General features: G+C 65.1%; 21 protein-coding genes and 2 pseudogenes. 11 read left to right on the top strand and 12 right to left on the bottom strand.

Going from position 1 to position 21,950, the window contains the following annotated elements; translation table 11 throughout:
* Positions 1-67: 67 nt before the first annotated feature.
* A complete protein-coding gene (locus VK92_RS13095) occupies positions 68-2,002 on the bottom strand; it encodes an SMP-30/gluconolactonase/LRE family protein (RefSeq protein ID WP_048021286.1) in 1,935 nt (644 codons plus the stop codon).
* Positions 2,003-2,548: 546 nt separating this feature from the next.
* Positions 2,549-3,853: a dicarboxylate/amino acid:cation symporter gene (locus VK92_RS13090; protein ID WP_048021285.1), complete on the bottom strand. Its 1,305-nt coding sequence runs from the start codon at positions 3,851-3,853 to the stop codon at positions 2,549-2,551.
* Positions 3,854-4,469: 616 nt separating this feature from the next.
* On the opposite strand from VK92_RS13090, the gene VK92_RS13085 reads away from it, so the two are divergent.
* From VK92_RS13085 to VK92_RS13075, 3 genes are read left to right on the top strand one after another with little or no spacing between them, the layout of a single operon-like run.
* Positions 4,470-5,615 carry a glycosyltransferase gene (locus VK92_RS13085; protein ID WP_048021284.1) on the top strand — a complete coding sequence of 382 codons (1,146 nt, stop codon included), beginning with the start codon at positions 4,470-4,472 and terminating at the stop codon, positions 5,613-5,615.
* Complete coding sequence (locus tag VK92_RS13080) at positions 5,615-6,181, top strand: hypothetical protein (RefSeq protein WP_021158062.1); 567 nt, start codon at positions 5,615-5,617, stop codon at positions 6,179-6,181. The genes VK92_RS13085 and VK92_RS13080 overlap by 1 nt, the downstream gene beginning before the upstream one ends.
* Before the next feature lie 23 nt (positions 6,182-6,204).
* On the top strand, positions 6,205-6,939 hold the full coding sequence (locus VK92_RS13075; RefSeq protein ID WP_048021282.1) for a polysaccharide deacetylase family protein: 735 nt from the start codon (positions 6,205-6,207) through the stop codon (positions 6,937-6,939).
* 72 nt (positions 6,940-7,011) lie between these two features.
* Here VK92_RS13075 and VK92_RS13070 read toward each other — a convergent pair whose 3' ends face one another.
* From VK92_RS13070 to VK92_RS13060, 3 genes are read right to left on the bottom strand one after another with little or no spacing between them, the layout of a single operon-like run.
* The gene (locus VK92_RS13070; RefSeq protein ID WP_048021280.1) at positions 7,012-7,947 is read right to left on the bottom strand and encodes an alpha/beta hydrolase; all 936 of its coding nucleotides are present in this window, start codon (positions 7,945-7,947) and stop codon (positions 7,012-7,014) included.
* Positions 7,948-7,949: 2 nt separating this feature from the next.
* Complete coding sequence (locus VK92_RS13065; RefSeq protein WP_048021278.1) at positions 7,950-8,834, bottom strand: alpha/beta fold hydrolase; 885 nt, start codon at positions 8,832-8,834, stop codon at positions 7,950-7,952.
* Positions 8,835-8,866: 32 nt separating this feature from the next.
* Positions 8,867-9,922: a sugar phosphate isomerase/epimerase family protein gene (locus VK92_RS13060; RefSeq protein WP_048021553.1), complete on the bottom strand. Its 1,056-nt coding sequence runs from the start codon at positions 9,920-9,922 to the stop codon at positions 8,867-8,869.
* A gap of 110 nt (positions 9,923-10,032) precedes the next feature.
* Between VK92_RS13060 and VK92_RS13055 the strand changes: the two genes are divergently transcribed.
* The 4 genes and pseudogenes from VK92_RS13055 (at position 10,033) to VK92_RS13040 (ending at position 13,364) form a co-directional block, all read left to right on the top strand.
* Positions 10,033-10,638 carry a TetR/AcrR family transcriptional regulator gene (locus VK92_RS13055; RefSeq protein WP_021158066.1) on the top strand — a complete coding sequence of 202 codons (606 nt, stop codon included), beginning with the start codon at positions 10,033-10,035 and terminating at the stop codon, positions 10,636-10,638.
* A gap of 114 nt (positions 10,639-10,752) precedes the next feature.
* Positions 10,753-10,974: pseudogene (locus tag VK92_RS13050) on the top strand (hypothetical protein); the annotation flags it as partial.
* Positions 10,975-11,211: 237 nt separating this feature from the next.
* Entirely contained in the window at positions 11,212-12,189 is a 978-nt protein-coding gene (locus VK92_RS13045) for a chromate resistance protein ChrB domain-containing protein (protein WP_048021276.1), read from the top strand.
* Complete coding sequence (locus VK92_RS13040; protein ID WP_048021274.1) at positions 12,186-13,364, top strand: chromate transporter; 1,179 nt, start codon at positions 12,186-12,188, stop codon at positions 13,362-13,364. The genes VK92_RS13045 and VK92_RS13040 overlap by 4 nt, the downstream gene beginning before the upstream one ends.
* A gap of 79 nt (positions 13,365-13,443) precedes the next feature.
* Here VK92_RS13040 and VK92_RS42435 read toward each other — a convergent pair.
* Positions 13,444-13,530: pseudogene (locus VK92_RS42435) on the bottom strand (paraquat-inducible protein A); the annotation flags it as partial.
* Between the two features lie 258 nt (positions 13,531-13,788).
* On the opposite strand from VK92_RS42435, the gene VK92_RS13035 reads away from it, so the two are divergent.
* The 4 genes from VK92_RS13035 (at position 13,789) to VK92_RS13020 (ending at position 16,196) form a co-directional block, all read left to right on the top strand.
* A complete protein-coding gene (locus VK92_RS13035) occupies positions 13,789-14,193 on the top strand; it encodes a hypothetical protein (protein ID WP_048021272.1) in 405 nt (134 codons plus the stop codon).
* A gap of 344 nt (positions 14,194-14,537) precedes the next feature.
* A complete protein-coding gene (locus VK92_RS13030; RefSeq protein ID WP_048021270.1) occupies positions 14,538-14,963 on the top strand; it encodes a hypothetical protein in 426 nt (141 codons plus the stop codon).
* A 259-nt stretch (positions 14,964-15,222) separates the two neighbouring features.
* Positions 15,223-15,840 carry a LysE family translocator gene (locus VK92_RS13025; RefSeq protein WP_048021269.1) on the top strand — a complete coding sequence of 206 codons (618 nt, stop codon included), beginning with the start codon at positions 15,223-15,225 and terminating at the stop codon, positions 15,838-15,840.
* A gap of 107 nt (positions 15,841-15,947) precedes the next feature.
* The gene (locus VK92_RS13020) at positions 15,948-16,196 is read left to right on the top strand and encodes a hypothetical protein (RefSeq protein WP_027790093.1); all 249 of its coding nucleotides are present in this window, start codon (positions 15,948-15,950) and stop codon (positions 16,194-16,196) included.
* A 60-nt stretch (positions 16,197-16,256) separates the two neighbouring features.
* Here VK92_RS13020 and VK92_RS13015 read toward each other — a convergent pair whose 3' ends face one another.
* The 6 genes from VK92_RS13015 to VK92_RS12990 all read right to left on the bottom strand — a co-directional run bounded on the left by VK92_RS13015 (position 16,257) and on the right by VK92_RS12990 (position 21,947).
* Positions 16,257-17,615: an MFS transporter gene (locus VK92_RS13015; RefSeq protein ID WP_021157591.1), complete on the bottom strand. Its 1,359-nt coding sequence runs from the start codon at positions 17,613-17,615 to the stop codon at positions 16,257-16,259.
* A 299-nt stretch (positions 17,616-17,914) separates the two neighbouring features.
* Positions 17,915-18,301: a 4-carboxymuconolactone decarboxylase gene (pcaC, locus tag VK92_RS13010; RefSeq protein WP_021157590.1), complete on the bottom strand. Its 387-nt coding sequence runs from the start codon at positions 18,299-18,301 to the stop codon at positions 17,915-17,917.
* A 10-nt stretch (positions 18,302-18,311) separates the two neighbouring features.
* The gene (gene pcaD, locus VK92_RS13005) at positions 18,312-19,097 is read right to left on the bottom strand and encodes a 3-oxoadipate enol-lactonase (RefSeq protein ID WP_048021267.1); all 786 of its coding nucleotides are present in this window, start codon (positions 19,095-19,097) and stop codon (positions 18,312-18,314) included.
* A 16-nt stretch (positions 19,098-19,113) separates the two neighbouring features.
* The gene (locus VK92_RS13000; protein ID WP_021157588.1) at positions 19,114-20,472 is read right to left on the bottom strand and encodes a 3-carboxy-cis,cis-muconate cycloisomerase; all 1,359 of its coding nucleotides are present in this window, start codon (positions 20,470-20,472) and stop codon (positions 19,114-19,116) included.
* Positions 20,473-20,560: 88 nt separating this feature from the next.
* Positions 20,561-21,217 carry a CoA transferase subunit B gene (locus VK92_RS12995; RefSeq protein WP_006482308.1) on the bottom strand — a complete coding sequence of 219 codons (657 nt, stop codon included), beginning with the start codon at positions 21,215-21,217 and terminating at the stop codon, positions 20,561-20,563.
* 13 nt (positions 21,218-21,230) lie between these two features.
* A complete protein-coding gene (locus tag VK92_RS12990; protein WP_021157587.1) occupies positions 21,231-21,947 on the bottom strand; it encodes a 3-oxoacid CoA-transferase subunit A in 717 nt (238 codons plus the stop codon).
* Between the last annotated feature and the right edge of the window lie 3 nt (positions 21,948-21,950).

Raw genomic sequence — 21,950 nt, 5'->3', positions numbered from 1 at the left:
CGAAATCGCGACGAATACGATGAGGCGTTCACGAGCGCGGCCGCCGGTCGACGCGGCCGCGCGTTCATCAAGGCGTCCACCGGTACACGGTGATGCTGTTGCCTTTCACGTTGTTCTTCATCACCACGTACTCGCCGTTCGAGCGGCGGTACGCGCGGATGCTGTACATCGCATCGATCGCGCTGCTGGTATCCACGGTCGCGGGGCTCGCGTTCACCAGCGTCGTGTCGAGATTGCCGGTCGTCAGGTTGAACGCGTCGACGTTCGGCCACAGCGGCCCGCTGCTGCTGAACCAGTAACCGACGAACAGATGGTTGCCCACCGCGTCGATCGATTTCGCGCCGCTGTGCGGCAGCGTGATCACCGGGTCCGGCTTCGTCGTATTGCCCGCGCTCCAGCCGTGATACACCTCGACGCGCGTGCCGATCGACGTCCAGTCGTTGGTCCCGATCGCACCTTGCGCGAGCACCATCGTGTCGCTGTCCGCGAGATAGACGATGCGCGTGAGCGGCTGGATGCTGTCGGGCACGCGGGTCGCGACACCCGGCCCCCACGACGGCTTGCCGCTCGCGTCGAAGCCGGTCAGCGGGTAGTGGGTAATCGCGCCGGTCTTGTCGAGGCCGGCCCACACGCCGCCCTTGCTGTCGACGCTGAAGCCGCCCGTCACGCGCCGCGTCGTGTTGAACGCGGGGCCCGGGATCGCGCCGTCCGGAATCGCGACATAGCCGTTCGCCGCGTTGAAGTGGAAGAAGTAGAAGACCGGCGGGTTCTGGCCGGCCGCGACGAGAATCCGGTTCGCGCCCACCGACGTGAGCAGGCCGAAATGCTCGTCGCGCTGCGTGTCGTTCATGTCGATGCGCGGATCGGCCGGGTACGTGAACGGATCGACCGTGTTCGCGATGAACCTGCCGCCCGCGCTGCCGCCGTACACGTGCGTGCCGCCGTAGAACAGCGCACCGTCCGTGACCGGGTCCGGCGCGGCGATGCCTTCGAAGTTCAGCGACTGCAGCGTCCACCGCAGGCTGCCGGTGCTGCTGTACGCATGAATGTCGGTCGCGCCGTTGCGGCCGAGATCCCAGCTGCCGCCCCATGGATTGTTGAGCACGTAGAGATTGCCGCCGGTGTCCTTGCCGATCCCGACGATGCGCGTGAAGCGCTGCGCACCGACCTGCCCCTTGATGCCCGTCGTCGTGTCGAGATAGCCGCCGCGCACGCCGAAGGTGCCGGCCAGCGCGGGCCGGCCCGACACCGTATAGCGCTTGATGTTCTGGTCCGGGCCTTCGTCGCCCACCAGCAGTTGCCCGGCCGCCGCATCGAAATACAGCGCCGACGGCTGCGACCCGGACGGCATCCGGATCGTGTTCAGCGGCGCACCGGCCGGGCTGAAGCCGACGATCGAGCCTGCGCGCTTCTGCGCCACCCACACGTTGCCCGCTGCGTCCAGCGCGAGCGCGCCCGGCTCCGATACGCCGATATCCCGCTGCCACACGCCGTCGGTGGTGAACACGCGCACGCGATTGCCGTAGAAGTCGCTCGCATAAAGCAGCGAGCCGGCCGTCGCGAGCCCGGTGACGACGTCGATGCGCGGCTGGTTGGTGGCCGCGCTGACCTGGATCACGCGGTCGCGATACTTCGTCGCGCGGTTGTAGCGCCCCACCGCGCCGCTGCCGTACGTCTTGCCGGGCTGCAGCGCGACGAACAGCGAGGTCGCGTTGCCCGTGATCGCGCTGCCCTGGAACTCCGAGTGCGTGCCGATCGAGCCGACGCTCTTGCCGTTCTGGTAAATCGCGACACCGCCTTCGTCCTCGTCCCACATCGACGCCGTATAGATCACGCCTTCAGGCGCGACCCACATCGCACGCGCGACGTTGCCGACGTGGGCCGCGAGCGTGCCGTACGTGTTCGCCAGCCAGTCGGTGGTGTTGCTTGCGTGAACGGGCGGGGTAATCGCGGCGATCGCCGCGGCGAGCAGTGCGGCCTGAAACCGTTGTCTGGCGACCATGACGGATGCACTCCTGAATGGTGCGAACATTCACATGAAGGGCCGGACGGACGGCTTGAAAGCCGCAATACGTCAATTCTTCCGCTGAAGCATCCGGCGCAGTCGGTATTACGTACGGCATGCGTTCGATCATGCGCAGCGCGAGAATAGCGTTATATAAATCGAAAAAAATTGCGGATCGCGCGCTATTGCGCTTTTCGCGGAAGCGGTTTCGGCGGTGTCGCCCGTGGCGCCCCTGCGTGCCGGCGGCACGCGTGACTGCGCGACAGTGAATGGTCACTTACGCGTCGAATCGGGGATCGGGAAATTCAGGCTCGTGCCTGCGGGAATATCGCCGCCGGTTCAGCGATGATCGATTGAAACGGCGAGTGCCTGTTTCGGAGAATCGGGAAAAACCGCCGCATTCAACGCGGCTTCATTGCACCCGGCAAATCGCCGGCCTGAATCCATTGCGAATCCAGGCCGGCGATCGTCCGTTACCGCGGGGCAGGCAACGCGCCACTGACGCCGCGCTGCCGCACTGCGGCACTGCGGCACTGCCACGCGTCAAGCCGATGCCGAAGTCTCCGGCACCTTCACCTTCATGACGCGTCCGTTGTCCGGATCGTTGTCGTCGCGCGGGGCGTCGAGCTGCCCTTCCCACTTCGCGACCACGGCAGCCGCGATCGAGTTGCCGACGGCGTTGGTGGCCGAGCGCCCCATGTCGAGGAACATGTCGACGCCCATGATCAGCAGCAACCCGGCTTCGGGCATGTTGAACTGGTTGAGCGTCGCCGCGATCACGACCAGCGACGCGCGCGGCACGCCCGCCATCCCCTTCGACGTCACCATCAGCATCAGCAGCATCGTGATCTGCGTGCCCAGCGGCAGATGGATGCCGTACACCTGCGCGATGAACAGCACTGCGAACGTGCAGTACATCATCGAGCCGTCGAGGTTGAACGAATAGCCGATCGGCAGCACGAAGCTCGAGATCTTGCGGTTCACGCCGAAGCGGTCGAGCGCATCCAGCAGCTTCGGATAGGCGGCCTCGGAACTCGCCGTCGCGAACGACAGCAGGAACGGCTCGCGGATCAGCCGGATCAGCGTGAACGCGCGCTTGCCGAGGAACGTCACGCCGGCGAGCGTCAGCACGCCCCACAGCAGCGCCAGTGCCAGGTAGAAGCTCGCCATGAACTTCGCGAACGTGAGCAGGATGCCGAGCCCCTGGGTGGTGATCGTCGACGCCAGCGCCGCGAACACCGCGACCGGCGCGAACCACATCACGGCGCCCGTGACCTTCAGCATCACCTGCGCGAGATCGTCGATCACGCCGGTCAGGCGCTTGCCCGATTCGCCGAGCGCCGACAGCGCGGTGCCGAAGAAGATCGAGAAGACGACGATCTGCAGGATTTCGTTGTTCGCCATCGCTTCCGCGATCGACTTCGGCACCAAGTGGACCACGAAATCCTTCAGCGTGAAGGCGCCCGTCTTCAGGTTGAGGGCTGCGTCGGATGCCGGCAGCGGCAAGCTCAGATGGCTGCCCGGTTGCAGGATCGTTGCGGTCAGCAGGCCGAGCAGCAACGACGTAAACGAAGCGATGAAGAACCAGCCGAACGCCTTGACGCCGACACGGCCTACCGCGCTGCCGTCGCCCATCTGCGCGATGCCGACGGTCAGCGTCGCAAATACCAGCGGCGCGATGATCATCTTGATCAGGCGCAGGAACACGTCGGACAGCAACGACACGTACCCGGCGACTTCCTTCGCCATGGCCGGGTCGGGAAATGCGCTATGGCAGGCGTAACCCACGGCGATACCAAGAATCATCGCGACAACGATGTACTTGGTGATGTTGTGCTTCTTCTTCATTAGTATTCCAAATCACAAAGCGTATGTTGCTAACGGCTGGCTAACTTTCGCGCCCGGCTACGAATCGAAACCCACGTCTCTCTGGGTGCGACGAGTCCGCCTTTGGCGGTCGCCATGGCGGACAAGGGGGGGCATTCTAACGCAAATGGCCCCACGGCTTTCAAATCTGAAAGTCAGCCGGCTTGATTTGCGTCCGGATGTCGTCGAAAAATCGGGTTTTGTCGCGATCCTGCCCGCTTTCTGCCCGCTTCCTGATCGCTTCCTGCCTGCTTCCTGCCCGCTTCGGGCATGTTTTCCGGCCCGGTCGGCGAAGGTAACCGGGCCACACCGCCGTTCGCGCCGGAATTCCCCTTCCCTCCACTGCGGCGTCGCACGATGTGACGACACTGCAAACGATCGCGACACATCCTCACAAAGATGCGCAGACCTCGACACTACGGCACGTAATGCGTCTGTAATATTTCGAAACGTTTCGCAATGCCCCCTTCCGGGCATCGGTGCGCAATCACGCACCGGCAATGCGGAACCGGGTTCGAGTCATTGCTTTCAACACGTTGAGGCATTCATTTTCTCAGCAGTCCTGCCAAATGAATGATCGAGGAAAGGCAGCATCGTGATGAACATTCTGTATACCAACTTCCACGGCGACTACGGCGGCGGCCAGGACACCTACGTCCGCGACCTCGCCGCCGCGATGAGCCGGCACCATCGCGTGACCGTCGCGTCGCCTGAAGGGAGCCGCCTGTCGCGACTGCTGAAGGACAGTCCCGACGTGGCGATCTTCGACATGGAATTCAAGCCGCGCTGGAACCGGCTGTGCCAGGAAATCATCCGGCTGCGCCAGCGGATCCGCGCCGAGCGCTTCGACATCATCCACGTCAACGGGTCCGCCGATCACCGGCAGGTGATGCTCGCGCTGCTCGGCTGCCGGTATCGGCCCGCGGTCGTGCTCACCAAGCACAACACCTATCGCGCCGACAGCTTCGGCAACGTGCTGCGCGCCCGGCTGGCAACCGACCACACCATCGCGGTCAGCGACTATGTGGCGAGCATGCTCGCGCTCCGGTCGCCGTACGGCAACGTCACGGTCGTCAAGCACGGCGTGCGCCGGCAGGCCGCGGAACAGCTGGCCGGCGACGAAATCCGCCGCCGCAAGATCGCGCTGTTCGGGCCGTCCGGCGCGGATGCGATCGTGCTGGGCAGCAGCGCCGGCACCGCGCCGGAGAAAGGCTGGATGGACCTGATCGCGGCGCTGGGCCGCTTGCCCGAACACGAGCGCGAGCGGTTTCGCGTGCTGCTGGTCGGCGCGGAACCGTCCGGCGAGCAACGCGAGCAGATCGAGCGGCACCACATGGCGTCACGCACCGCTTTCACCGGGCGCCTCGACGATGTGCGCGCGCCGTTCTCGATCATCGACGTGTCGTTCGTGCTGTCGTATCACGAGAGCCTGTCGTATGCGTGCCGCGAGGCGATGTCGCTCGGCTGCCCCGCGATCGTGACGCGCGTGGGCGGGCTGCCCGAGAACGTCGAGCCGGGCGTGGACGGCTGGGTCGTCCCGCCGCGCGAGCCCGAGGCGATCGAGGCCATCCTGCGCGAGATCGTGCGCGAGCCCGCGTGCGTGCGCGCGATGGGGCGCAGCGCGCGGCTGAAGGGCAAGCGCGAGTTCTCGTTCGACCGGTTCGTCGATGCAACGTTGTCCGTCTATCAGAAATCGATTCGACACAACCCCTATCGCTGGGTCACATCCATGAGGTCCGTTTAATGGCAATGAACATCTGGAAGAAGTACTGGGACCTGCGCACGCAGGAGTGCCCGTGCGACGTGCACTTCGTCGAATGGCTGGAATCCGCTCGTCTCAACGGCATCCGCATCTATCACTTCGGCACCGGCGGCCACCACCACGTCGGCGTGGAATGCGCACGGCCGCACCTGAACAACACCGTCTTCGGCGTGACGGCGTCGCCGAAGGAATACAAGTCGTACGTCGATCTCGTCACGCGGCAACCGGAGGTGAGCAAGACCTACCTGGCCTATTTCGGCGACATCTATACGAGCAATACGGACCTGCTGCCGGCGTTCGACGTCGTCACGCTGTTCCATCTGTGCGAATTCCGCGACGAAACGAACAGCCGCTACGGCGCGAAGACCGACGCCGAAGTGCTCGACCTGTTCGCGCGCCATACCGCGCGCGAAGGCCACCTGCTGTTCTACAAGGGCTCGTCGGCGTACCGGAAGGCCGAGCCGATCATCGAGCAATGGGCGGCGAACGCCGATTTCACCGAAGTCGGCGACTTCAAGACCCTGCGGATTTTCCGCAAGGCCGCGTAACGCCCCGTTCCCGCGACCCGCTCATGCTGCTGCCCGCCACGCGCTACCCGATCCTGATGTATCACCAGATCCGCACGCTGCCGCCGCCGTCCGACCGGCTGCGCAGCCTGAGCGTCGCCCCCGACGCGTTCCGCCGCCAGATGACGCTGTTCAGGCGGCTCGGCTACCGCGGCCTGAGCCTGCGCGAACTGCAGCCGTACCTGCGCGGCGAGCGCAGCGGGAAGGTCTTCGGCATCTCGTTCGACGACGGCTTTCTCAACGTGCTCACGCATGCGATGCCCGTGCTGGACGCGCTCGGGTTCACCGCGACCTGCTACTTCGTCGCCGGCCGGTTCGGCGGCGAGAACGACTGGGATGCGGGTGCCGATACGGCGCGCTCGCCACTCATGACGTGCGCGGACATGCTCGCATGGCGCGATCGCGGCCACGAAATCGGCTCGCATACGCTCGATCACGTCGCGCTGTCGCACGTGCCGGCCCACGTGTCGGCGGTTCAGATCATCGAATCGAAGCGGCGGCTCGAAGCGTTGAGCGGCCAGCCTGTCGAATCGTTCTGCTACCCGTACGGCGATCTCGACCCGCGCGTGCGCGACCAGGTCGCCGCCGCCGGCTACCGCAACGCGACGACGACCCGGCGAGGTTGCGCCGGGGCGTCCGACGATGCATTCCTGTTGCCGCGCGTTCCGGTGGCGGGCGGGGTCGGTGCGATGCGGCTCTGGTTCAAGTGTGTGAAGGCGCGGGTTCGGACGCGCAGGTAGCTCGCGCTGGTCGACTGCCGCCGAACCCTACAACCCTCCACGCAGCTCGCGCCGCCCCCTTCGGCCATACGCTCACCGCTGGAAAGCCCTGCGCATCTGCGCGCCGGCCACGTCGAACACCTGGCGGGCTGCCGATGTCACGCCGGCCATATGGAACGCATGGATCATTCCCGGCAGCACGACGAAATCGGCCGCCACACCGGCCTCCCGCAATCGCTCCGCATACGCGTGCGCGTCGTCGCGCACCGGATCGTACTCGCAGGCCAGCAACGTGGCCGGTGGCAAACCCTCGAGCGAAGCCGCCTGCAGCGGCGACACGCAGAGCGACCTGCCGTCGGCCGGATCGGTCAGGTACATGTCGAAGCAATACCGCATGACATCCTGCGTCAGGTAGTAGCCCTGCCCGCAAGTCCGATAGGACGTCGTGCTCATCGACGCATCCAGCGGCGGATACAGCAACAGCTGATGCGCGATCGACGGGCCGCCCCGCTCACGTGCGACCAGACACGCAGCCGCCGCAAGGTTTCCTCCCGCACTGTCGCCGCCGACGGCGATGCGCGCCGGGTCCAGCCCCAGGCCAGCCGCCTCGCGCACCACCCAGTCCAGCGCATCGCAGAAATCCTCCAGCGGCACCGGAAACCGGTGCTCCGGCGCAAGCCGGTAATCGACCGACAGCACGACGCATTGCGTCGCGTTGGCCAGCGCGCGGCAGGGATTGTCGTATAGCTCGAGCGTGCCGAGGCACCACCCGCCGCCGTGTGCATAAACGAGCGCCGGCCGGCGCGCCGCGCTTTCCGAAGCGACCGCTGGCCAATAAGCCCGCACGCGAATCTGCTGCCCGTCGCGCGTGGGCACCGCGAAGGTTTCCGTATGGTCGACCGCTTCCAGCGGTCCATGCCAGCCCCGCAGTGTCGTATCGGTCGCCCGTCTCAACGCGTCCAGCGACGCAGGCGCCTCGGTCACGGCCAGTCGCTCCAGCAGTGATGCGATGTCGGTATCGATCGGCATGTTCAGCGGCTCCGCTCCAGGAAAGGCAGCAGATGGCCGATGAATGCGTCGGGGGCCTCTTCCATGATGAAGTGGCCGCAAGCCGGGACCACCGCGCCCTGCAGATCGGTCGCGTTGTCGCGCATCGTGACCAGCGGCGCATCGCCGGTGGCATGTTCGGCACCGACGGCGAGCACCGGCATCGTCAGCTTGCGCTGCGCCCGCGCCTGGTTCTGCCGGATCGTCTCCGGAATCGCACGGTAATAGGAGAAGCCGCCGCGCAAGCCGCCCGGTGCCGCATAGGCATCGATATACACATCGACGGCCACACAATCGCGCCGGAACGACCAGCGGTTGAACATGAACTCCAGATACGCCCTTTCACGGCCCGCAATCAGCGTCTCGGGCAGGTCGGCCAGCTGGTTGAACATGAAATGCCACAGGAAGATGTTTTCTTCCGGCGGGGCGAAGATCGACGGCGCGGGCGCCAGCCCGGGGATCACCGCCTCCGTGAGCGCCAGCGACTTCACGGCGTCAGGCCGGTCGCTCGCCAGCGCATAGGCCACCCACATGCCGACGTCGTGACCGGCCACCTGGTAAACATCGAAGCCGAGCTGCGCCATCACGCGATGCAACGTCGCCGCCGTGTGCCCCGTGTCGTAACCCGCATGCGGGCGATCGGAATACCCGGTACCTGGCGGATCGACCGCGACGGCCATGAAGCCGCGCGCGGCGAGCACCTGCATCACGTGACGCCACGCGTACCAGGTTTGCGGCCATCCCGGAATCAGCAGGACCGGGGTACCGGCGCCGGCCGTGACGCAATGGACGCGCTGGCCGTCGATGCGTACGTATCGGTGAGCAAAGCTTTGAGCGTCGGCAGACGACGACTGAAGTTGAGCGGACATATCGATGATTCCTGGCAGTGGGGGGAAACGGCTCAAGCGATGCCGAGCATGTCGTGGATTTGCCGTTGATCGACCGCGGCACCGGCGAAGTCGTCGAAGATGCGCTCCGTCACCCGGATGATGTGGTCGTTGATGAACGCGACGCCTTCGCGCGCGCCGTCCTCCTGATTCTTCAGGCAGCACTCCCATTCGAGGGTGGCCCATCCTGTGTAGTCGTACTGAGCAAATTTCGAAAAAATCGCCTTGAAGTCGACCTGACCGTCGCCAAGCGAACGGAAACGGCCGGCGCGCTCCAGCCACGAACTGTAGCCGCCGTAGATGCCCTGGCGCCCCGAAGGCAGGAACTCCGCGTCCTTCACATGGAACATGCGGATGTGGTCGCGGTAGATATCGATGTACGCCAGATAGTCCAGTTGCTGCAGCACGAAATGGCTGGGATCGAACAGCATCTTGCAGCGCGCGTGCTGGCCGACCAGCGCATGGAAGCGCTCGAAACTGACGCCGTCGTGCAGGTCTTCGCTGGGGTGAATCTCATAGCAGAGGTTGACGCCGTTGTCGTCGCAGGCGTCGAGAATCGGCCGCCAGCGACGCGCCAGCTCGTCGAAGGCCGTCTCGATCAGGCCGGCGGGCCGCTGCGGGAACGGAAACAGGTAAGGCCACGCGAACGAGCCCGAAAAGGTGCCCATGTCGGTCAGCCCCAGGCGGCGTGAAGCCCGTGCCGCCAGCTCGAGCCGATCCAGCGCCCATGCGGTGCGCGCGGCCGGGTTGCCGCGCAAGGCCTCGGGCGCGAAGTTGTCGCACATGGCGTCGTACGCCGGATGCACGGCAACCAGCTGCCCGAAGATATGCGTGGTCAGTTCGCTGATCTCCAGCCCATGTTCGGCCAGCATGCCCTTCAGGTCATCGCAATAGGCCTGACTGTCCGCGGCGGTCTCCACGTCGAACAGCCGACCGTCCCACGCGGGAATCTGCAGCGCCTTGAAGCCGACGCCGGCCGCCCATTGCGCGATATGCGGCAGGCTGTCGAACGGCGCCGCATCGTCGGCGAACTGCGCGAGATGAAGACTGGGGCCCTTGAGAGTACGCATGATCGATTCCAATTGTTTGTTGATCGACAAAAAATAGAATGCGGGAACGGCGCGTGTCAACACGGCGCGCGATAAAATCGGCGCACGATGTGACGACGGACGAAAGGGATATGGCGGGACGACCGAGAGAATTCGATCGCGACATGGCGCTGAAACGCGCAATGCTTGCGTTCTGGCGGCGCGGCTACGAAGGCACGTCGATGTCCGACCTGGTCGAAGCGATGGGCATCGCGTCAGCGCGCATCTACGCCGCGTTCGGCAGCAAGGAAGCCCTGTTCCACGAGGCCGTGGCGCTCTACGAGCAAGGCGAAGGCGGCTTCGCCGATCGTGCGCTCGGCGAGGAAACCGATGTCCGCGCGGCCATCGAACGAATGCTGCGCGATGCCGTCGCCGCTTATACCAGGCGCGGCCAGCCGCACGGCTGCATGGTGGTGTCCGCCGCGACCAACTACTCGGCCGAAAACGAAGGTGTCATGGAATGGCTGGCCGCCCACCGGCGCGCACGCACGCAATCGATCGCCCAGCGTTTGCAGCTCGCGGCCGAACAGGGGCAGCTCGCGCGGGGCACCGACATCAAGGCGCTGGCCGATTTCTATGCAACGCAGTTGCACGGCATTTCCGTTCAATCCCGCGACGGGGTATCGAAGGAGCGCCTGCTCGCGTCCATCGGGCCGGCGATGATGCCGCTCGCGATGGCGGTGCGTGACGGCGCGTAACCCGGCCGGTCGACCGACAGGACGGCCGTTTCAAGCTCGGGCAGATCGACCGGAAAAGCAACGCGGCGGACGACGCGACGCCCGTCGACAATCCGGTGCATGACCGCAACGAACCACGAGCTCGTCGTCTTCAGGTCAGATCTCCCCAACGATGCACTCCCTGTCGGCAAAGGACAGGTGATGGAGCACACCCTGAAAACAATCGGGGAAGTGGAAGATATCGCGCCCGGCAAGCGCATGTCATTCAGGCTCACGCCTGGCCACGACGCGCTGAGCTGCAACGAGCCGGGCCACTATGAAGCGGGGATGCATACGGCACGTGCCGTGACGCCGTAGATCGTTCCGCCGGACCGAAATCCGGCCCGCAGCACCTGGGCGTCGCCTACCTCGTTCCGCATTACGCGGTCACTCATCCGACCCTCACCCGAGCGAGGCGCGGCGCTTTCTTGGCGCGCCTTGTGCGAGCGGCACCCCTCGCACACCCTGGCTACCTGCCGGGAGCGCGTGCGGAACGACACGCGATCACTCAAATAAATTTTGTAGAAAATATAACCGAGACGTAGAATTCGCTACATGCAATCCCTTTCTACATGGTCGCTGCTTGTTCTGACCCTTCCGACGGAAAACGCGACGGCCCGCATGCGGTTCTGGCGCGCGCTCAAGGCGAAAGGCTGTGCCGTGCTGCGCGACGGTGTCTACCTGCTGCCCCAAACCGAAGCGCACGAAGAGACGCTGCGTGAACTCGCGGGCGCGATTGCCGAGAGCGGCGGCGCGGCTCACCTGTTGCGCACACCGAGTCTCGACCGGTCCCAGGAACAGGAATTCCGGGCGCTGTTCGACCGGGCCGACGATTACGCAACCTTCACGCGCGCGCTCGCCGACGTGCGCAAGACGCTTGACGGGCAATCAGCCGCCGAGCTCACTCGCCTGTTGCGTCGCCTGCGCAAGGATCTCGACGCCATCCGGGCGATCGACTATTTCCCGGGTGATTCGGCCACCCGCGCCGAAGTCGCCCTGCAGGATTTCGGTGCGCTGGTCGACACGGTGCTGTCGCCGGGCGAGCCGCATGCCGCGGACCGCGTCATTCGTCCGCTCTCGATCGGCGAGTACCAGGGCCGCGCCTGGGCGACGCGGCAGCGGATGTGGGTCGATCGCGTCGCCAGTGCGTGGCTGATCCGCCGATTCATCGACGCGCAAGCGCGCTTCATCTGGCTCGCGTCGCCGGCGGATTGCCCGGCTGACGCGCTGGGCTTCGATTTCGACGGCGCGACTTTTACGCACGTGGGCGAGCGCGTGACATTCGAAGTTCTGCTGGCCAGCTTCGGGCTCGACAAGGACCCGGCCCTGATGCGTGTCGGCGAGATCGTGCACGCGCTCGATGTGGGCGGTCCCGCCGCGCCTGAAGCAGTGGGCTTCGAGGCCGTGATGGCCGGCACGCGCCAACGGACGGAAAACGACGATCAGCTGCTCGAGCAGATGGGCGCCGTACTCGACTCCCTGTATGCGCACTTCACATCGAACGGCAAGAGCGAAACCCCAGACAGATCATGACGACGACCATCGCCACGACCGAACCGACCTACTCGCTTGGCGAGCTGGTCGCCTACATGCTGCGTCTCGGCACGTTCGGTTTCGGCGGACCGGTCGCGCTCGCAGGCTATATGCGTCGCGATCTGGTCGAGCGACGCGGCTGGATAACCGAGGCCGACTACAAGGAAGGGCTCACGCTGGCCCAGCTCGCACCGGGGCCGATGGCGGCCCAGCTCGCGATCTATCTCGGGTTCGTCCACTACCGCCTTCTCGGGGCGACACTCGTCGGTATCGCATTCGTGCTGCCGTCGTTCCTGATGGTGCTCGCGCTCGGGTTCGCGTACGCGCATTTTGGCGGGCTGCCGTGGATGCAGGCCGTCTTCTACGGCGTCGGTGCCGCGGTGGTCGGCATCATCGCGATGAGCGCTTACAAGCTCACGACCAAGACCGTCGGCAACGACAAGCTCCTCTGGGCAATCTTCCTGACGCTGGCTGCCGTGACCTTCGTCACGGAATCGGAAATCGCATGGCTTTTCGTTGCCGCAGGCCTGATCGGCTGGCTGTGGCGCGCGCCGCCCAGGTGGCTGCAGCGGGGCGGACTGAATGCGGTTGCCGCCGCCAACTTGCCGGCGGCCAGCGGGCTACTGAGTGGCATCGACCTGCCGCAGCTCGTCCAGATCGGTGCGTTCTTCATGAAGGCCGGCGCGTTCGTGTTCGGCTCAGGACTGGCGATCGTGCCGTTCCTCTATGGCGGCGTCGTCACCGAACATCACTGGCTGAACGACAAGCAGTTCGTGGATGCCGTCGCGGTCGCGATGATCACGCCCGGCCCGGTCGTGATCACTGTCGGCTTTATCGGGTACCTCGTGGCGGGCCTGCCTGGCGCATGCGTCGCCGCGCTCGGGACATTCCTGCCGTGTTACCTGTTCACGGTCATTCCCGCGCCCTACGTGAAGAAGTATGGGCACCGTCCAGGCGTCAAGGCATTCGTCGACGGCATTACGGCTGCGGCAGTCGGCGCGATCACGGGCTCCGTCCTCGTCATCGCGAAGCGATCGATCGTCGACGTCCCGACCGCACTGCTCGCCGTCACGACCGTGCTGCTGCTATGGCGCTTCAAGAAGCTCCAGGAACCGGTAATCGTGACGGCGGCCGCCGTCATCGGACTCGTGGTTTTCCCGCTTCTCCACCATTGACTCGCGTCACCGGGAAACGAACACGACGTGCCAGGCCAGGACGTTGCCATGCGATCGTCGTTCTCATGTTCGAGAAGGCGACGCGATAGAGCGTGGTGCGCTGCATCGGCCGCCAGGTGGAACGACGCCGGACGGTGATGACCAGGATCAGCAGTACGCGGAGCTTGAAGCTCGCGTCTCGAGACCTCAACATCGAGTTCGAGAAAGTGATCGGCAACCCTTACGAAAGAACCCGGCCTTGTCGGAAGGGTCATAAGTGGCATTTTCCCAGCGATTGCTGGCGTTTTGGGTACAGTCTCGTCATTTCTCTCCGGAGCAGTTGAGCCGGCCGGCGCGGTCTTCACTCCGTTTGGCACGGCCGCAATGGATCAGGCTTAGTACGCTTGCACGTGTCCCAATTCAGCATTCAAGAAATGAGAAACCCATGCCGTTGATCACCATGCAACGAAGCCGATATTTCCCGGATGCCATCGGTTTGCTTGTTCTCATGATCCTTGTGGCAATCCTGTCGACCTTTGTATCGGCCTCCGAAATTTCACGACCCTTGTGGGTTCCAATCTATGCCGCGTGGGCTGCGAGCGCGATTTTTGCCTGGCGCAAGGTTGAACCGGAAGCGAAATCCTGGCTCAGGATCGGATTGTGTTCGATTGGTGGCGCACTTCTATGGTACGCCGTGACCCGAACTGCCAGTCACCGGATTTTTGGGGCCACGGAATCCGAGCTTTCCAAGGTCTTCGACCTACTGATTGCACTGATACTTTCCCCCGGCCTGACGTTTGTTGCGATCACTGGTTGGGTGCGTGCGCTCATACGGCGGAAACAAGATTGATCTCGGCCGGTGTGCAACTTGTTCACCCGGCCCGCCCAAGGAGTCTATTTGACGGGTGCTCGGATCGGTACGAGATTTGAACCAATTGGACAGGACGTCGTCGGCCTGCTCGGCAGGTGTATACCGGCTATGAGAGGCTACGACTTGACGGTCCGTTACAACGCCTGGCTTGGTCTTGCGAAGGCGAGGTCACAACGCGAGCAACGGTGTTGGAACTGTGGGGACCCAGGCCGCCAACAAGCGATGGCAGACGCATGAGCGATGGTAGAAAAATGCAAACAGCTGATGACGGGCGTTTGGTGATGGGACATATTAGGCGGGCTTTTTCCGAGAGGAAAAAGCCGATGTCGGTCGTTCCAACCGTCTCACCCGACACGAACGAGTACTACGACGCATTGCACTTCTCAAACCTGCTCTGGGACGAGACGACTGCTTACGACTGGACAAACTACGCAGACGCGGTCTACAGATTTACTCCCGAAGCGTTCTGCTACTTTTTGCCCGGAATCATGCGCGTCTCGATCGAAGACAATCAGGTCGCGTTGACGGTCATCGAGAGCTTGATGGGGTCGCTGGACAGGTCGCCGGTTGTGGAATACTGGGACGACTATTTTCTGCAGCGTTGGCCCAAGCTGACAGACGTCGAGTGCGACGCTGTAATCGAATGGCTTCTCTGGCTCAACGAACATCCGCTCTCGCCATTCTCGAAAGACACGATTCTTCGTGCGTGCGAGACGCTGGAACTGGTGAAGAAGCATCGGACGGAGTAGCAGCCACATGATGGCTATTGTTCGCAAGGGCGATTCGACGAACCGCTTTCGTCCCACATTGAATGCAGCCAATTGTTCAAAGACAACATATTGAGACTGCGGGCATCTTTTCTGAGAACCAACAACACACATCAACAACCGCCCCACAGCACCCCCTCCCCCGTACCGGCAATCGTCAATCAAACTGTACCGGTACTGTACAGAAAACCGTCGCTAAACTGACCTCCATCCCAGTCCAGAACAGAATGGAGAATCCGCGATGGAATTCCTCACCCTGAGCGCGCTGCCCGCCGGCATGCTGTTTGCGCTCGTCACGTCGATCACGCCCGGCCCGAACAACACGATGCTGCTCGCATCCGGCGTCAATTTCGGTTTCCGCCGCACCGTGCCGCACCTGTTCGGCATCAGCACCGGCGTCGCGATCCTGATGCTCTGTGTCGGCTTCGGCCTCGGCGAAGCATTCAAGCGCCTGCCGCTGCTCTATACGATCCTCGAAGTCGCGAGCGTCGCGTACCTGCTGTACCTCGCGTGGCGCATCGGCACGTCGGGCGAAGTGAAGGCACACGGCGGCAAGCCGCGGCCGATGACGTTCATCGAAGCCGCCGCTTTCCAGTGGATCAATCCGAAGGCATGGATGATGGTGCTGACCGCCGCAACGACGGTCCGCCTGTCCGGCGACTACGGGATGAACGCCGCGTGGATGGCCGTCGTATTCATTCTGATCGGCTTTCCGTGCATCAGCCTGTGGGCCGCGTTCGGGCTCGGCCTGCGCCGCTTCCTGTCGAATCCCCGCGCGCTGCGCCTCTTCAACGTGACGATGGCCGTGCTGCTGATCCTGTCGCTGTACCCCCTGATCGCGCACCTGCTGCCGCAGTGAGCGCTCACAGCGTGCCCGTTGAGATTCGTGCCATGCAGGCGTACCCTTTTGGTACGGGCGCGCGCAACCGCTTCGCCGGTTGCGCCGCTGCTGCCGGGAGAGTGCCGATGAAGCCACTGCTGAGGGCGGGTGAACACATCGAGGGGATGCACTGGATCGCCGAGTATCGCCCGCTCACGCACGAGATTCGTGTGTTGCGCGAAGACATCGAGATCGGCATCTATTGCGCGCCGCCGACGATGTTCGGCGAAGAGGAAGACATGGGCGCCGCGAACCTCTCCGATCATCGCAGCCGGGAGGCTGCGCTGCGCGCGTATCTGCGCAACTTCGTGAAGGAACACGACGCGGAAGAATAACCGGCGGCCCGACGGCCGCCGTATCGGCGGGCCGGCGCATCGCACCGGCCCGCACTTCGCTCAATGCCCGAGCGATTCGATCTTGCCTGCCGGCTGCGTCACGCCATGCGGCCGCGCCATCTGCTTGATCAGCAGCGCGACACACGCGAGCAAGCCCGCGACGGCGATCGTCGCGAACACGCCCGCGAACGAAAAATGCCGGCGCGTCAGCTCGGCGACGAGGAACGATCCCGCAATCCCGCCGAAGCGGCCGACGCCGAGCATCCACGCGACACCCGTGCCGCGCCCCTCGGTCGGATAGAACGCGGCGGCGAGCGCCGGCATCGACGATTGCGCGGTGTTCATCAGCACGCCGGCCACGAACACGACCAGCACGAGCAGCCCGACGTTACCGGCAGCCTGCCCGATCGCATAGACGCTGACGGCCGTCAGCGCGTAGCATACGGCGATCACGCGGTTCGCGTTGAAGCGGTCCATCAGCACGCCGCACAGCACGGCACCCACACCGCCGAGCGGGAACAGCGCGGAGATCAGCGTCGCGCTCTTCGGCGTCAGCCCGGCATCCTTCAGCAGGATCGGCATCCAGTTGATCGACGCGTAGAAGATCACGAGCCCCATGAAGTACGCAAGCCACAGCATCACCGAGCCGACGATGTACGAGCGCGACAGCACGACGCCGAGGCCCTTGCTGCCGGTCTGCGGCGCGGCTTCGGTCATCGCGAACGAACCGGCGTTCAGCGCGTCGCGCGAGATCCGCGCGAGCGTGGCGCGGACCTTGTCGACATGCTGGCCGCTCGCGACCATGAAGCGCACCGATTCCGGCATCTTCAGCAGCAACAGCACGCCGAGCAGCAGCGGCGTCACGCCGCCGAGGATCAGCACGCTGCGCCAGCCGAAATGCGGAATCATCCACGCGGCGAGGAAACCGCCGAACGCGGCGCCGAGCGGGAAGCCGCAGAACATCAGGTTGATCACGGTCGCGCGGCGCTTGTCCGGGCAGAACTCGCCCATCATCGTGACCGCGTTCGGCATCGCCGCGCCCAGCCCGACGCCGGTGATGAAACGCAGGATCGTCAGGTGCCCGATCGTATTCGAGAAAGCGGACATCAGGCATGCGACGCCGAACAGGAATACTGAGCCGAGCAGCAGCGAACGGCGGCCGAGCCGGTCGGACAGCGGGCCCGACACGAGCGCGCCGCACGCGAGGCCGAACAGCGCGGCGCTGAGTACCGGTGCGAGATCGGGCTTGGTGAGGTTCCATTCGCCGAGCAGCGACGGCGCGATGAAGCCGATCGCGGCCGTATCGAAGCCGTCGAGCAGCACGATCACGAAACACATGAGGAACACGAGCCACTGAAAGCCGCCGAACGGCTGCTCGTTGATGAAGGTCTGGACATCGACCACGGGTGCGCGATTCATCGCTAGTCTCCTGTGTCGATCCAGGTTCGCGCCTTGGCGTCTACCTGGATCCCATGCGTCGTGGTCGACCGGCGTTGGCGCGTCAGCGCTTACTCCGGTCCCCAGCAACGCTAATAATGTATGAGCAATACGGCATGGCAGCCGCGCCCTTCCTTTGTTCGTCCACCAATCATCCGGTGTGCCGTGCGCCGATGCTCTGCCGGCGCGTTCATCGATTCCGTCGTCGACGGCCCGCTTGCGACAGCGGGCCATGCGATCGGTTGCGGCCGCCCTCAGCCGGCCGCGCCTGACCGACCGTCTTACGCGGCCGCGTCCTGTTCCTTGAAGATCTTGTCCGCGAGATGGAACGCGGAATTCGCGGCCGGCACGCCGCAATAGATCGCGGTCTGCAGCAGCACTTCCTTGATCTCGTCGCGGGTCACGCCGTTGTTGCGCGCGGCGCGCAGATGGAGCGCAAGCTCCTCGCCGCGATTGAGCGCCACCATCATCGCGATCGTCAGCAGGCTGCGCGTATGGCGCGGCAGGCCGTCGCGCGTCCAGATCTCACCCCATGCATAACGCGTGATCAGGTTCTGGAATTCGTCGGTCACCTCGGTACGGTTCTCGATCGAACGATCGACGTGTGCGTCGCCGAGCACCGCGCGACGCACCGTCATCCCTGCTTCGTAACGTTCCTGGTCGTTCATCGCCGGTGCCTCACGCGGTCAGGAAATCGAGCAGCGCGCGGTTGAAGCCGTCGGTGCACTCGATGTTCGAAATATGCGCGGCGTCGAATTCGACGTGCTGCGCACCCGGAATCGCGGCGGCGAGCGCGCGGCCCTGGTCGGGCGGCGTCGACATGTCTTTCGCGCCGGTCACGACGAGCACCGGCAGCGCGATGCCTTTCACCTCTTCGCGCAGGTCGGCGGCATTCAGCGCGTCGCAGTTCGCCGCATAACCGTCCTTGTCGGTATGCACGAAGGTGTCGCGGATCGCATCGAACAGGCGCGGCTCACGCTCGACGAATGCGTCGGTGAACCAGCGCGGCAGCACGGCGTCGGCGAGCGCGGCCATCCCTTCGGCGCGTGCCTTCTGCGCGCGCGGCGCCCACACTTCCGGCGAGCCGATCTTCGCGGCGGTGTTCGACAGCACCGCGCGCACGATGCGCGACGGGTAGCGCGCGGCCAGCGCCGCGCCCGTCAGCCCGCCCATCGAGATTCCGCAGAAATGCGCGCGATCGATGCCGACGTGGTCGAGCAGGCCGATCACGTCGCCGGCGAGCTGCTCGATCGTGTACGAGCCGGCCGGTGCTTCGGAGTGGCCGTGGCCGCGCGTGTCGTAGCGCAGGATGTTGAAGTGCTGCGTGAGCGGACGGATCTGCGGTGCCCACATCTGCAGGTCGGCGCCGAGCGAATTCGAGAAGACGAGCCACGGCGCGTCGGCGCGCGCGGCACGGTCGATCCGGTAATGCAGTTTCACGCCGTTGACAGTGGCGAAAGGCATCTCAAGGTTCTCCTGGTTATTTCGCGCCCGCGTGCAGCGCGAGCACGGCGTCGACATAGGCCTGCGCCTCGCCGACGTAATGTGCGGGATCGAGCAGCCGCGCGAGCGCGTCGCGCGACAGGTGCGCCGACACGGTCGCATCGGCGGCGAGCACATCGAACAGCGTCGAGCCCGTGCGCACGGCTTCCTTCGACGCATGCTCGACGACGTGATGCGCGTCGAGCCGGCCGATCTTGTCGCCGAGCGCGAGCATCACCGCTTCGCCGAGAATCAACCCGCGCGTCAGTTCGAGATTCGCGGCAAGGCGTTCGGTGTTCACGTCGAGGCCCGCGACGATCTGGGCGATCTGCGCAAGCGCGCCGCCGGTCAGGCGCGCGAGATCGGGCAGCGCGTCCCATTCGGCCTGCCAGCCGCCGAGCGCACGTTCATGTTCCTGGACCATGCCCGCGAACACCGTCGCGACGAGGTTCGGTGCGCGCACCGCGGCGGTGAGCACCGCCGCGCAACCGACCGGGTTGCGCTTGTGCGGCATCGTCGACGAGCCGCCCTTGCCGGCGGCGGCCGGTTCGCCAAGCTCGCCGACTTCGGTCTGCATCTGCAGCGACACGTCGCGCGCGATCTTGCCGAGCGTACCCGTCAGCATCCCGAAGCAGGACGCGGCTTCCGCGATGCGGTCGCGCTGCGTGTGCCACGGCACGGCCGGTGCGGCGAGCTTCAGGTCCGCCGCCAGCGCGGCCGTGACGCCGGCCGCGTGCTCGCGCAGGCTCGCGAGCGTGCCGGCCGCGCCGCCGAACTGCAGCACGAGCGCGCGTTCGCGCAATTCGGCGAAACGCGCGCGATGGCGCAGCAGCGCGTCGAGCCATTGCGCGAATTTCAGGCCGAGCGTGATCGGCAGCGCCTGCTGCAGCCACGTGCGGCCGATCATCGGCGTCGCGCGATGCGTGCGCGCGAGCGCCGCGAGCGACGCACACGTTTCGTCGAGCATCGGCTCGAGCACGTCGAGCGTGTCGCGCAGCTGCAGCACGGTGGCGGTATCGATGATGTCCTGGCTCGTCGCGCCCCAGTGCACGAACTTCGCGGCCTCGGGGTCGTCGGCCTTCACTTGCGCGGTGAGCTGCTTGACGAGCGGAATCGCGAGATTGCCGCCGAGCGCCGCGCCGTGCGCGAGCGCGTCGGCGTCGAGCCGGCTTGCGTCGCACGCGCGTTCGATCGGCGCGACCGCGGCGGCGGGAATCACCTGCTGCGCGGCGAGCGCACGCGCGAGCGCGGCCTCGACGTCGAGCATCCGCTGGATCGTCGCGCGGGGCGACCAGATCCGGTTGAGCGGCTCGGTGCCGCAGATGAGGGAGGTCAGGCGGGCGCTGTCTTCGAGCATGGCATCAGATTGGGGAAACGGCGTGCGCCTATTGTCCACCCAAGCGCGCCGGCATGCGCGCAAACGCACGCGCCGGCACGTCGGTGGTTCAGGCAGCCGCCTTTTGCGTCGCGTCGATCAGCGGCACGCCGGTCAGCTTCTGCAGTTCGTCGAACGACAGGTCGGTGAAGATCTCGCTCACGGCCAGCCCGTCGGCCGTCACGTCGAGCACGGCGAGATCCGTATAGATACGGCTCACGCATTGCACGCCGGTGACCGGATACGAGCACTGCGCGACGATCTTGCTTTCGCCCTGCTTCGTCAGGTGCTCCATCATCACGAACACCTGCTTCGCGCCGATCGCGAGGTCCATCGCGCCGCCGACCGCCGGAATCGCATCGGGTGCGCCCGTATGCCAGTTCGCGAGGTCGCCGTTCGCCGATACCTGGAACGCGCCGAGCACGCAGTAATCGAGGTGGCCGCCGCGCATCATCGCGAACGAATCCGAATGGTGGAAATATGCGCCGCCGGTGAGCAGCGTCACGTGCTGCTTGCCGGCGTTGATCAGTTCGTCGTCTTCCTCGCCGGGCGCGGGCGCGGGGCCCATGCCGAGCAGGCCGTTCTCGCTGTGCAGGAAGATCTCCTTGCTCGGGTCGAGGTGGTTCGCCACCAGCGTCGGCACGCCGATGCCGAGGTTCACGTACGCGCCTTCGGGGATGTCCTGGGCGACGCGCTTGGCCATTTCATCGCGGGTCAGTCGTTTCATCTGAATATCTCCCTCAAGCGGCTTGCGATGCGGCATGTTCGGCAGCCAGCTCGGCCGCATGCGCGGCCTGCGGCACCTCGACGACGCGCTGGACGAAAATGCCCGGCGTCACGATGTGTTCCGGGTTCAGCGCGCCGAGCGGCACGACTTCCGACACCTGCACGATCGCGACCTTCGCGGCGCTGGCCATGATCGGCCCGAAGTTGCGCGCGGTCTTGCGATACACGAGATTGCCCCAGCGATCGCCCTTGTACGCCTTCACGAGCGCGAAATCGGCGTGGATCGGCGTCTCGAACACATACGGCTTGCCGTCGATCACGCGCGTTTCCTTGCCTTCCGCGAGCTTGGTGCCGTAACCCGTCGGCGTGAAGAAGCCGCCGATGCCGGCGCCCGCCGCGCGGATACGCTCCGCGAGGTTGCCCTGCGGCACGAGTTCCAGCTCGATCTCGCCGGCGCGGTACAGCCCGTCGAACACCTGCGAGTCGCTCTGGCGCGGGAACGAGCAGATGATCTTGCGCACCTGCTTCGCCTTCAGCAGCGCCGCGAGGCCCGTCTCGCCGTTGCCCGCGTTGTTGTTGACGATCGTCAGGTCGCGCGCGCCCTGTTCGATCAGCGCGTCGATCAGCTCGGACGGCATGCCGGCCGTGCCGAAGCCGCCGATCATGATTGTCGCGCCGTCGTGGATGTCGGCCACCGCCGACTGAAGCGATTCGAAAATCTTGTTGACCATGTC

Source organism: Burkholderia sp. LK4, assembly GCF_001043615.1.
Classification (GTDB): domain Bacteria; phylum Pseudomonadota; class Gammaproteobacteria; order Burkholderiales; family Burkholderiaceae; genus Burkholderia; species Burkholderia cepacia.
This window is presented reverse-complemented; position numbering and strand designations above follow the sequence as displayed.

What these genes read in the sequence shown, in the direction of transcription:
- VK92_RS13095 (WP_048021286.1), bottom strand. Translation starts at nt 2,002, where the DNA reads ATGGTCGCCAGACAACGGTTTCAGGCCGCACTGCTCGCCGCGGCGATC.
- VK92_RS13090 (WP_048021285.1), bottom strand. Translation starts at nt 3,853, where the DNA reads ATGAAGAAGAAGCACAACATCACCAAGTACATCGTTGTCGCGATGATT.
- VK92_RS13085 (WP_048021284.1), top strand. Translation starts at nt 4,470, where the DNA reads ATGAACATTCTGTATACCAACTTCCACGGCGACTACGGCGGCGGCCAG.
- VK92_RS13080 (WP_021158062.1), top strand. Translation starts at nt 5,615, where the DNA reads ATGGCAATGAACATCTGGAAGAAGTACTGGGACCTGCGCACGCAGGAG.
- VK92_RS13075 (WP_048021282.1), top strand. Translation starts at nt 6,205, where the DNA reads ATGCTGCTGCCCGCCACGCGCTACCCGATCCTGATGTATCACCAGATC.
- VK92_RS13070 (WP_048021280.1), bottom strand. Translation starts at nt 7,947, where the DNA reads ATGCCGATCGATACCGACATCGCATCACTGCTGGAGCGACTGGCCGTG.
- VK92_RS13065 (WP_048021278.1), bottom strand. Translation starts at nt 8,834, where the DNA reads ATGTCCGCTCAACTTCAGTCGTCGTCTGCCGACGCTCAAAGCTTTGCT.
- VK92_RS13060 (WP_048021553.1), bottom strand. Translation starts at nt 9,922, where the DNA reads ATGCGTACTCTCAAGGGCCCCAGTCTTCATCTCGCGCAGTTCGCCGAC.
- VK92_RS13055 (WP_021158066.1), top strand. Translation starts at nt 10,033, where the DNA reads ATGGCGGGACGACCGAGAGAATTCGATCGCGACATGGCGCTGAAACGC.
- VK92_RS13045 (WP_048021276.1), top strand. Translation starts at nt 11,212, where the DNA reads ATGCAATCCCTTTCTACATGGTCGCTGCTTGTTCTGACCCTTCCGACG.
- VK92_RS13040 (WP_048021274.1), top strand. Translation starts at nt 12,186, where the DNA reads ATGACGACGACCATCGCCACGACCGAACCGACCTACTCGCTTGGCGAG.
- VK92_RS13035 (WP_048021272.1), top strand. Translation starts at nt 13,789, where the DNA reads ATGCCGTTGATCACCATGCAACGAAGCCGATATTTCCCGGATGCCATC.
- VK92_RS13030 (WP_048021270.1), top strand. Translation starts at nt 14,538, where the DNA reads ATGTCGGTCGTTCCAACCGTCTCACCCGACACGAACGAGTACTACGAC.
- VK92_RS13025 (WP_048021269.1), top strand. Translation starts at nt 15,223, where the DNA reads ATGGAATTCCTCACCCTGAGCGCGCTGCCCGCCGGCATGCTGTTTGCG.
- VK92_RS13020 (WP_027790093.1), top strand. Translation starts at nt 15,948, where the DNA reads ATGAAGCCACTGCTGAGGGCGGGTGAACACATCGAGGGGATGCACTGG.
- VK92_RS13015 (WP_021157591.1), bottom strand. Translation starts at nt 17,615, where the DNA reads ATGAATCGCGCACCCGTGGTCGATGTCCAGACCTTCATCAACGAGCAG.
- pcaC (WP_021157590.1), bottom strand. Translation starts at nt 18,301, where the DNA reads ATGAACGACCAGGAACGTTACGAAGCAGGGATGACGGTGCGTCGCGCG.
- pcaD (WP_048021267.1), bottom strand. Translation starts at nt 19,097, where the DNA reads ATGCCTTTCGCCACTGTCAACGGCGTGAAACTGCATTACCGGATCGAC.
- VK92_RS13000 (WP_021157588.1), bottom strand. Translation starts at nt 20,472, where the DNA reads ATGCTCGAAGACAGCGCCCGCCTGACCTCCCTCATCTGCGGCACCGAG.
- VK92_RS12995 (WP_006482308.1), bottom strand. Translation starts at nt 21,217, where the DNA reads ATGAAACGACTGACCCGCGATGAAATGGCCAAGCGCGTCGCCCAGGAC.
- VK92_RS12990 (WP_021157587.1), bottom strand. Translation starts at nt 21,947, where the DNA reads ATGGTCAACAAGATTTTCGAATCGCTTCAGTCGGCGGTGGCCGACATC.